Source organism: Psychrobacter sp. 4Dc, assembly GCF_002836715.1.
Lineage (GTDB): Bacteria > Pseudomonadota > Gammaproteobacteria > Pseudomonadales > Moraxellaceae > Psychrobacter.
On sequence record NZ_PJAT01000086.1, the window covers coordinates 41,817 to 52,556 of the forward strand.

At 44.6% G+C, this 10,740-nt stretch carries 8 protein-coding genes and 1 pseudogene; 7 read left to right on the forward strand and 2 right to left on the reverse strand.

From position 1 onward, the window contains the following. Positions 1 to 16 precede the first annotated feature (16 nt). The 3 genes and pseudogenes from CXF61_RS05845 (at position 17) to CXF61_RS05855 (ending at position 4,350) form a co-directional block, all read left to right on the forward strand. Positions 17 to 1,024, forward strand: a complete 1,008-nt coding sequence (locus tag CXF61_RS05845; RefSeq protein WP_165597505.1) for a cell envelope integrity TolA family protein — start codon at positions 17 to 19, stop codon at positions 1,022 to 1,024. A gap of 136 nt (positions 1,025 to 1,160) precedes the next feature. Continuing rightward, complete coding sequence (locus tag CXF61_RS05850) at positions 1,161 to 2,453, forward strand: PD40 domain-containing protein (RefSeq protein WP_165597506.1); 1,293 nt, start codon at positions 1,161 to 1,163, stop codon at positions 2,451 to 2,453. 491 nt (positions 2,454 to 2,944) lie between these two features. Then, positions 2,945 to 4,350: pseudogene (locus CXF61_RS05855) on the forward strand (nucleobase:cation symporter-2 family protein). A gap of 152 nt (positions 4,351 to 4,502) precedes the next feature. On the opposite strand, the gene CXF61_RS05860 reads toward CXF61_RS05855, so the two are convergent. Continuing rightward, the gene (locus CXF61_RS05860; RefSeq protein WP_102092158.1) at positions 4,503 to 5,168 is read right to left on the reverse strand and encodes a TetR family transcriptional regulator C-terminal domain-containing protein; all 666 of its coding nucleotides are present in this window, start codon (positions 5,166 to 5,168) and stop codon (positions 4,503 to 4,505) included. A 523-nt stretch (positions 5,169 to 5,691) separates the two neighbouring features. On the opposite strand from CXF61_RS05860, the gene uraD reads away from it, so the two are divergent. The 4 genes from uraD (at position 5,692) to puuE (ending at position 9,152) form a co-directional block, all read left to right on the forward strand. Continuing rightward, positions 5,692 to 6,213 (forward strand): 2-oxo-4-hydroxy-4-carboxy-5-ureidoimidazoline decarboxylase, encoded by a 522-nt coding sequence (gene uraD / locus CXF61_RS05865; RefSeq protein ID WP_165597507.1) that lies wholly within the window; start codon positions 5,692 to 5,694, stop codon positions 6,211 to 6,213. A gap of 77 nt (positions 6,214 to 6,290) precedes the next feature. Next, positions 6,291 to 6,659, forward strand: coding sequence for a hydroxyisourate hydrolase (gene uraH / locus CXF61_RS05870; protein ID WP_165597508.1), 369 nt, complete (start codon positions 6,291 to 6,293; stop codon positions 6,657 to 6,659). Positions 6,660 to 6,770: 111 nt separating this feature from the next. Then, on the forward strand, positions 6,771 to 8,090 hold the full coding sequence (locus CXF61_RS05875) for a urate hydroxylase PuuD (protein WP_165597509.1): 1,320 nt from the start codon (positions 6,771 to 6,773) through the stop codon (positions 8,088 to 8,090). An 81-nt stretch (positions 8,091 to 8,171) separates the two neighbouring features. Continuing rightward, positions 8,172 to 9,152, forward strand: coding sequence for an allantoinase PuuE (puuE, locus tag CXF61_RS05880; protein ID WP_165597510.1), 981 nt, complete (start codon positions 8,172 to 8,174; stop codon positions 9,150 to 9,152). Positions 9,153 to 9,310: 158 nt separating this feature from the next. Here puuE and CXF61_RS05885 read toward each other — a convergent pair whose 3' ends face one another. Beyond that, a complete protein-coding gene (locus CXF61_RS05885) occupies positions 9,311 to 10,492 on the reverse strand; it encodes a cation diffusion facilitator family transporter (protein ID WP_165597511.1) in 1,182 nt (393 codons plus the stop codon). Positions 10,493 to 10,740: the final 248 nt, after the last annotated feature.

Below are 10,740 nucleotides of genomic sequence, written 5' to 3' on the forward strand. Positions count from 1 at the left end.
CATGAGTATCCTTACCATGCATAATGCTCCTGCCGTCTATGTACCTACCGAACCAGAAAGCAACGGGCTAACACTGCCGACGTTGCTAAGCTTACTGGCGCATGGCCTTGTCATTGGCATACTGGTTTATAACTATCAAACCACTGAAGTTGAGACTGCTGGTAGTATTGAGACGGTCATGGTGTCTCCTGAGCAACTTGCTGAAATGCAAGGACAAATATTGGCCAACCGTGCAGCAGCCAGTGCGATGCAGATGGATAGTAGCACTAGCGATTCGTCCAGTAGTGCTCAACCAGAAGTGTCTGGTAGTAGCGTCAGTGCGCAAAATTCAAGTCAGTCAAGCTCTCAGCGCGTGCCTGTATTTACACGATCTGAGGAGCCAGCTGGTCAACCCATACTGATGAGCGAAGACCATCAACAACGTCTGCTTGAGCAAAATCAAGAGTATGAGCGCAAAATGGCTGAGTGGGCAGCACAACTAGACGAATCCGCTATGGAAGAGCTTGACCAAGTGGATCAAAGCAAACGTGATCAGCTCATAGAAGAACAAAAAAGACTGGGAGAGTTTCGTCAAAAGCAGAACAATCCACCAAAGATAAAACGTCCTACTGCTAGCGATCGCAATATTGAGATTGATACTGCCGGCTCTGGCAATGCAGGGAAAACCTTTAGCCTATCAGATGGGCAGTCTACTATGTCTGGTGATACGTCAACCTCTAGTACGTCCAAGGGCAGTAGTCGTTCTGCATCCAGTGGCAGTCGCGGTGCCAGCAACAGCGAAATCATCAACTTAATCAAGCGCAACTATACGCCGCCTACCGCCGCGCGAGGCTCTACTCAACGTGCCATCTTGACCATCACTGTCAATGAAAATGGCGATGTGATCAACGTGACGGCCTCTGGACCTGATAACACGGTCAACGAAGCGGCAAAACAAGCGGTACTCAATACTGGCAGTCTCCCGATTGATGCTGATGACCCTAAATACCCGACTTTTGCCATACAGTTTAAAGGCAGCAATTAATCAGTTGCTAGGTTCTTATAATATTGGTAACGTGACGTTAAGCGGCTTGTCTCGCATAGGTTGCTGCCTCATCTAGATGCTTGTCTCATTAAATAAAAAATGAATATCATACTAATTTTAGGAGCTCCACTTACTTATGCGTACCCACAAAAAACTACTAGTATCGTTACTCGCTAGCACTTCAGCATTGCTGATATCGCAAAGCGTGCTCGCTGCACCTGTTGTACTAGAACTGGACTATGAGATTCCTGTTCAGCAAAACCAAGTCGCGTTTGTATCGTTTGCGGGTGACTCTGTCTTATCACCGATTGTATTAAATGACTTGAGTAAAACCGAGCTAAAAGTAACCAATCAAGATCTGCCGCAGCAGCCACACAGTAGTAAAGAGCTGACAGGTACATTACCCGTTTGGCAAAGCATGGGCATACCGTATCTGGTCGTCGGCAGCACGCGTACCAATCGTGGCAAAATTATCACTGATTATGAAGTCATCGATGTCAAATCTGGTCGCGTGATAGAAGGCAAGCAAAGCCTAACCGCTGAAAACAATAGAGAAAGCATGCGTTATGCCGGTCATGTCATTGCAGACAAAGTGTACGAGCTGATTACTGGTATTCCAGGAGACTTCTCAGGACGCATTGCTTATATTGAAGAAACAGGAACTGGCAAGCAAAAGATCTCCCGTCTCAAAGTGATGGATGCTGATGGCGAAAACGCTAGAACCATTACTGAAGTGACAGGCTCTATTTTTTCACCAGCATGGTCACCTGATGGCAACCGTATCGCCTACTCAGTACAACGTGAAAAATCATATCCCGTCATCTACGTGCAAAACGTCAGTGGCGGCGGCGCAACTGCCCTGACACCTTTTTCAGGTAGTAACCTAAGCCCCTCGTTCTCTCCTGATGGCAGCAAGATATTATTCTCTAGTAGTTTTGAAGGTAGCGCTGATATCTATGAGATGAGCGCTAGCGGCGGTACACCTAGAAGGCTCACTAATTTACCGAGCAGTGAAGTGCAGCCAAGCTATGCACCAGACGGCAAATCTTTCGTTTTTGTCAGTGATAAAACTGGCTTTAATAAGCCGCAAGTCTATCGCTATGAGTTTGCCACAGGACAAACGACTAAAGTGTCAAACGGTGGTTATGCAACCAGCCCGCAGTTTAGCAGTGACGGTACACAAATTGCCTTTTTGAGTGGGCGCTCAGCGGCTATTATGAATAGTAATGGTGCTATCACTACCAATCTTGGCAATACAGGTATCGACGAAGCACCAAGCTTCTCACCAAACGGTAAACGCGTGGTCTACGCATCGACCCAAGGCGGCAAAGGCGTACTGACCATCAAATCTCTTAATGGTGGCGAAGCGTTTGGTAAGTCAGGACAAGGCGTTATTCGCTCACCCGTATGGTCATCAAGCCCAAAGTAGCAATTTTGGTTATAGTGGAATAAAGATCAACTGTTAAGCAAACTTGTAAAAGCCCCAACCGTAACGAATATGGTTGGGGCTTTTTTTGATTAAAAAACAGCAATAGAGCTGGCGATAGATCTTAGTACTTATTCGTTCTCAATGGTCAGTCAGTACTCCTCGCTTTTTCGATCTACTTTTCAATGTTACCTAACCCTCCCTCTTTCGTAACAAACCTGTAAACGCACTAGTACCAAAAAAAACATTGCAATGACTTGTATTTTACCTATACCCCAAATAGACCTGACTAATTGGTCAGGTTGTTCAAATACTAGCCAACATATATTAGTTATCTTCATTGTTTATCTTACAGACGGATGCGTACCCCTATTGTTTACATCGATAAAAAACAAGTCAAGGATTGGGTTAAGACTTTGATCTCGTGATCTACCACATTGTCTGATATCTACAGTTAAGCGGGTGCTAAGCAGTTATTTTAGGAGGAAACCACCATGAGTGAAAACGTTCCAGCGAATACCGATTTACTGTATAGACTGCATGACCGTCCTACCCCCATCAAAGCATTCTTAGGTGCTATACAGCACGTACTTGCAGCGTTTGTAGGTATCATCATACCCTCTCTTATCATAGGTGGCACATTAGGTTTAGGAGAGCATATCCCCTACCTTCTCAGTATGTCATTGATAGTATCTGGCGTCGCAACCTTTATTCAGACCCGTAAAGTAGGTCCTGTTGGCTCTGGTCTCATGGCGTTACAAGGTACCAGTTTTGGATTTTTGGCAGCGGTACTGACAGCAGGATTTGTGATAAAAAACCGCGGCGGTGGTCCAGAAGAGATTTTATCCGTTATTTTTGGTGTTTCATTTCTCGGTGCATTTGTTGAGATATTTTTGAGTCAATTTATAACCAAACTCAAGTCCTTTATGAGTCCTATTGTTACAGGCTGCGTGATTGTCACGATTGGTTTGTCATTAACCAAGGTAGGTCTGACCGACTTAGCGGGCGGGTTTGGTGCTGAAGATTTTGGTAGTATTCCGAACTTGCTTTTGGGCGGTGGTGTGCTGGCAAGTGTCGTACTGATTAGCATCATCAACAATAAAGTCATGTGCTCAAGCGCCATCTTTATCGGTTTGATGCTCGGCCTTATCGCGGCCGTATTTATGGGACGTATCGATTTTTCATTGGTTTCTGAAGCGGCTTTTTTTACGGTGCCGATCCCTTTTAAATATGGCTTTGGTTTTGATTGGCAGGCTTTTATTCCTATTGCCTTTATGTACATCATTACCAGTATCGAGACCTCAGGCGATTTGACGGCTACCTCAATGATATCAGGTGAACCGATCAAAGGCCCTCTTTATGAGAAACGCATCAAAGGCGGCGTACTAGGAGATGGTGTTAACTCTCTGATTGCGGCGGTATTCAATACTTTCCCTGTGACAACCTTTAGCCAAAACAACGGGTGATCCAGATGACGGGTATTGCCAGTCGCTACGTGGGATTCTATGTGGGCGGCCTCCTATGCCTGATGGGACTGTTCCCTGTCCTTGGTGCTATTTTTACGCAATTACCGAAGCCTGTCGTTGGCGGCGTCACGCTACTGATGTTTGCGACTGTGGCGACTGCTGGTATTCATATCTTATCTACCGTGCAATTTACGCATCGTAATGTCTTAATCATTGCCACCTCACTGGGTCTGGCAACGGGTATCGCCTTTGTCCCTGATGTACTGTCACAAACGCCGCAGTTCTTTCAAAATATCTTTGGCTCAGCGGTAACGATGGCAGGGATTGTGGCAATCACCCTTGATATGATTTTACCTCAAAACTATGGCATCGAGTTTGATACCAAAGCACAGCATGCAAAAGACAAATTAGAACCAACGCAAGAAGTCGCTTAAGACTAAACGCAAGCTAGGGTTAAATATATCGAAGTGTTTAGCCGTAAATGAGGTGTGATAGACAGACAAATAGCATAGTAACAGTCTATGCACTTCGCTGATTAAGCACCTGACTTATTAAATAGGCACCCTGTCAAATAGGTACCTTGTCATTATTCAAGGCCACAGCCTTTTAAAATAAAAGGCACCAGAAAGTCTGCCGCACGTGCTTCATCTGCTGCGTCATACGCCGTCTTATCCATTAATCCAACGATTTCAATCTCGAATTCAGCATAACGTTGGGTAGTCGCCCAAATCAAAATCAGTAGTTGTAGAGGATCAGTAATCCCAATTTTGCCTTGCTTGTGCCACTCTTTCATTACCTGTGCTTTATCGTGTACCCACTCCTTCATCGTAGTGGACATAAATTCATGCAAATGCGGTGCACCGCCGATAACTTCAATCGCAAACAATTTATGGCGACTTGGATTGACAAAGGCTTGATGTAGCTTGGTACGGACGAATTTTTCGATGACTGTTTTTGGGTCGCTATCTACTGTAATGGTTACCAAACCTTCGTTCCATTCTTGAATGATCGAACGCAGCACTGCCATGTAGAGATTCTTTTTGTTTTTAAAGTAGTAGTGAACATTGGCTTTAGGCAAGCCTGCTCTATCGGCAATACCCTGCATCGTAGCGCCGCGATAGCTTTGGAGCACAAACTCTTCTTCAGCTGCCGCTAAGATAAGCGCTTGGTTCTGTGCGCGAATGGCTTGTTGGCTACGGTGCGAGGGCGTATCAGTCACTGAGGTTTCTTCCTTTTGATTATTTTGAGTCATAGCAGTGGTATCTCACTTTAAGAGACAGGTTCGACAAAATAGTCGCTATATTTTGCTGTGTATTCTTGTATAAATACATAGATTTGATCAGCATAACCTGTTAAATAAAAATATTTCGCATAAAACAGTTGACCAATTAGTCAGGTTTTAGCAAAATGGGAACTGTAAATCAATTACGCCGTCATTAATCACTTCTTGCCATACGTTTTGGACGGCTAAAATATCAGTGTTTCCTTAGCAAATCTGTTTCATATTGTCAGTTCACCATAACTTGAAATTATGCAAAGCGTATATAAGCGCCAAAGCTTTGACTACGAATACATAGATTATCGACTTTTGATGTTAAGCAAATTAGTAGCGATTAGCTTAATCAAATCAGCCATGAAGCTGAAGCAACCGCTACTTATCAAAATTACTGCTTGTACCTATAAGTTTATGCAAATAATCATAAGGTATAAACCTCTATCAAACATTTATCGCCCAATACAGATAACGGGCTACCCTATTAGAAAAGGATGTCATCGTGAGCTTAACCTTAGCGCAATTCAACGAACTAACACAAGAAGTCGCCATCGCTCAGCTATTGACTTGCTGCACCAGTAAAGACTGGGCCTATAAACTTACAGACGCCCGCCCTTTTGCAGACTTTGATGCACTGCTAGCAAGTAGCGACGCTATCTGGGACAAAGTACAAAACGATGAGGCTAGGCTATTAGAAGCGTTTGATGGACATCCGCAAATCGGCAATGTGGCATCTCTAAAAGAAAAATATCGCAACACACAAAGTAGCGCTGCACATGAACAATCAGGCGCTAACGATGCAGCAGATGAGGTGCTCGAAGCACTTGCCAAAGGCAATCGAGACTATCTGGATAAATTTGGTTTTATTTTTATTGTCTTTGCGACGGGCAAAAGCGCACAGCAAATGCTGGATCTGTTATTAGCACGTCTACCTAATAATCGTGCTACTGAACTAGCTAACGCAGCCGCTGAGCAAAATAAAATTACGCGTTTACGTTTAACTAAATTGCTAGGTAATGCTTAGACAAGCAAATAATAGTCGCAAAGTTAGACTAACATTTTCACCCTATTTATATTTTTCACGAATACAAAGGAAGCATTATGTCTGCCACCCTATCATCACATATCTTAGACACTCATCTTGGCAAACCTGCGGCTGATGTCGCCGTTACCTTACACCGCATACAAGACAATGGTGCCAGCGCATTACTAGCGCATGGTACAACCAATAGTGATGGCCGTGTCACACCAGACGCTTGGCAGTTTGATACAGCCATCGATAGTACTGACCGTCAGCTAGATACCGGACGCTATACCGTAACGTTCGATACTCAGTCTTATTTTGATGCTCAGCAGCTGACAGCATTTTACCCGCAAGTGGTTATCGACTTTGTAGTAAACGATGCCAGTCATTATCACGTGCCGCTTCTGCTTAGTGCGCACGGTTATAGCACCTATCGCGGATCATAGCTTTGGCGTTGTTTAGCTCTCTGCTTTGTTATTAGTTTTCAAGAAATACTATCAAAAGAAATTATCAAGACATTTTATTAAGACACTGTCATATTAAAGGACATTTATTACATGGGCGCCTATCTTCTCGAATGGTTGAGTTTATTTTTCCGCTGGTTTCATGTTATCGCTGGAGTAGCATGGATTGGTGCATCGTTTTATTTTGTGTGGCTAGATCTAAGCCTACGCAAGCCGCCACAGTGGAAAACAGACAAAGGCATTTCGGGTGATCTTTGGGCTGTCCATGGCGGCGGGTTTTATGAGATTGCCAAATACAAACTCGAACCCGAAGAGATGCCAAAGACGCTACATTGGTTTAAGTGGGAAGCTTATACTACTTGGCTGACGGGTGCGGCGATGATGTCTATCGTCTATTATGCCAATGCAACTGCCTACCTGATCGACCCAAGTAAAGTGCCTTTTACCAGTATCGGTGCCATCGCTACCAGCTTGCTTTTCTTGTTTGGAAGTTACTTCATTTATGAAGTTATCGTGCGCAGTCATTTGGGTAAAAACGCGTTTATCTTTAGTACGCTGATTTTTATCTTACTGGTCATCGCGAGCTGGGGTTCTTATCAGCTGTTTAGTGATCGCGCCTCATTTATTCATATTGGTGCTATCTTGGGTACAGTGATGGTAGGTAACGTATTCTTCGGTATTATGCCTGCTCAGCGTGCACTTGTTGACTGTGTGCGGCGCGGTGAAAAGCCGGGTAAAGAAGTAGCTGAAGTGGCATTACAAGCCAAAAACCGCTCACTGATGAATAACTATTTTACCCTACCACTCATCTTTACCATGATCAGCAACCACTACCCAATGATGTATGCCCATGAGCAAGGTTGGTTGGTATTGGTCTTCGTCGGTATCATTACCGCGACTGCCCGTCATTACTTTAACCAAAAGCACTTAGGCCATAAAAAACCACGCTACTTGGTTATTCCAGCGATACTGACAGTATTATTGATTATCTGGATGCGACCTGAACCGATTGAGCCAGTGCCTGCAATGCCTACTACTAATGCAGTATCGCCTACAACAACCAATAGTACCCCAACATCTACAAGCGCTATTACTGGTGCAAATGCTGCTGCTAGTAATAATGCTAGTACGGATACTGCCACTGCTGAAGCAGTACCAGTGAGCGCTTCGGCAGATGACGCTATGATGGATGTCGTGCATACACGCTGCAGTACTTGTCATGCTGTGCAACCAACACAGCAAGGCTTTGCCGCGCCGCCAGCAGGAATCATTTTGCAAACACCAGAAGACTTAAAAATTCATAAAGCGAAAATCGTCACTGCGGTACAGACTGGCTATATGCCGCTTGGTAATATTACTCAGCTGACGGATGCGGAGCGCCAACAGCTCGTGGCCTATGCATCATCACTTTAATTTTTGATAAAAAATAACTGTCCTTTATGAGCAATATTCAAATAAATATCTAAGGCTCTAAGAGATATAGGAACATAAACAATGAGCAAAAAAATCATCAGTGATTTTGATCTGAGTACGTATCCCCGCGACCTAAAAGGCTACGGTGGCAAGCCACCAAAAGCGAACTGGCCAGGCGGCGCAAAAATCGCCGTACAGTTTGTATTAAACATCGAAGAAGGTGCAGAAAATAGCATCATTCATGGCGATGGACAATCAGAGCGTTTTTTGTCTGATATCTTAGGCACACCAGAATTTAATAATCGTCACCAATCTATTGAATCTGCTTTTGAGTACGGTAGCCGTGTCGGCGTGTGGCGTGTGTTAGATGTCTTTAAAGATTATGGTATTCCTATCACCACGTTTACCTGTGCCGCCGCTGCTGAAAAGACCCCGCATATCATCGAGCGTGTATTAGAAGATGGTCATGAGATTGCCAGTCATGGTTTACGCTGGATCACTTATCAGGATATGTACCGTGAGACTGAGCGCGAACACATTCGCTGTGCCACCCAAATATTTAAACGCATGCTAGGCGGACAACCTCTCGGCTGGTATACAGGACGCGATAGTCCAAATACTCGTGAACTGGTCGCCGAGCAAGGCGGCTATACCTATGACTCTGACTCGTACGGTGATGAGTTACCGTATTGGCTCAATGTAAAGGTCCAAGATGGCAATCTGATCACGCGTAAACCGCACTTGGTCATCCCTTATAGCCTCGAGACCAATGACATGCGTTTTTCTTCTAGCCCAGGATTCACTCATGCCGAACCATTTTATCAATATCTAAAAGACAGCTTTGACACCTTATACGAAGAAGGCGCACATACCCCTAAAATGCTGACCATTGGCTTGCATTGCCGCATTATTGGGCGTGCAGGACGCATCAAAGCACTAAAGCAGTTTTTGCAATATATCACCAATAAGCCCGACGTATGGATATGCCGCCGTGATGATATCGCTAAACACTGGTACGAAAACCATCCTGCTACGTCAGACAACACTGCTAACTGGATGTAAGCTTAGGCTATCGTCATAGCACTCGTTCTGCTTAGCTAAGCGCGTACGAATTGGCATAGATTAATATATAAAATAAGCCATACGTTATTAGGGCGTGTTGAACATTCACAAATAGTCTCTGTCAGTGCCATGGTTGAAGGTTCAACACGCCCTAGTGACTAGTGACTGTGCCCGATATGGTTATTCGCAGAGCTTTGCTGCTCTGATATGTCGCAGACCAATGCATCGCTATGGGCGCTGGTCTGCGGGTGTGACAAGTTTTCAACCTGAATGGTGGCGTGATGAATACCAAGCGCAAGCAACCCTTGCTCAAGATTGGCAATCAATACGCTGGCATCCGAGATTCTCATATCCCCATCGACCATCACATGGCAAGATAGCGCATTTAGCCCGCTGGTGATGCTCCAAATATGCAGGTCGTGGACTTGTTTTACTTGTGGATGGGCAAGCAGCTTGTCTTCCACATCTACCAGCGATATGCCTTCTGGCGTGCCCTCCATCAAGACATGTACCGAATCACGTACAACGCGGTAACCACTTACTAAGATAAGTACCGCGACGATCACCGACGCTGCGGCATCGGCCCAAACCCAGCCAAACCCCATCATCAGTAAAGCGGCGATGATCGCGGCGACAGAGCCCATCAAATCACTTAATACATGCAAGTAAGCGCTTTGCATATTGAGGTTGACAGGCTCTTTGGAATCATTGCTTTTATTTGCTTTTTCTTTATTTACTTTGTCTGCATTTGCTCCATGGCTGTGGGTGTGTCCATCGCTGCCGCTACTACCACGATGCATCAGCCAAGCGACCAAGATATTAACCAGCATACCGATGGTGGCGACGATTAGCATACCTTGGGTAGCAATCTCAGGCGGTGAGTTAAGGCGTTTGATCGCTTCATAAAAAATCATCAAGGCGATAATTACTAGCGTCGCACCATTGACGGTGGCCACGATAATCTCAAAGCGTTTATAGCCAAAGGTCTTTTGATGGGTGGCGGCTTTTTCGCCGATTTTAAATGCCATCAACGTCGCACCAAGGGCGATGGCGTCGCTGAGCATGTGTCCTGCATCAGAGAGTAACGCCAAGCTGCCTGTCAGTAAGCCACCAATCGCCTCGATAAACATATAGCCTGTGATGATCACAAAGCTAATCAGTAACGTACGCTGATAGCCTTTGGTATCTCTTGGTGCGGTGTTTTGCTCTAGGTGAGTGTCATGATCATGAGCGTCTTGATTGCCAGCAGTATAGTTACTATCGTTGTTTTTATAGACATCAATAGGCTCACTTGGAGGCAAATGCTTATTTTGCTTATGACTGGCATCTTCTTGACTCATAACGTTACTCAAATTTATTAAGACTTATGGTAAATAACTTCAAGGATTAATGATAAATCTAACATAGTCGAGTATTAGAAGCTGTAACGACGAGGTAAAAATGCAGCCAGTAAGCTATAGTCGATTCACTGCAAAAATGACATCGTGCTACTGGTATAAATTTTCCTTGCATGCTGTTATTACAGAGGCTGCGCAACATTCATTCCAGTAGCACTCTTCAATTTATCACCATGTTATTTTGAACTGAC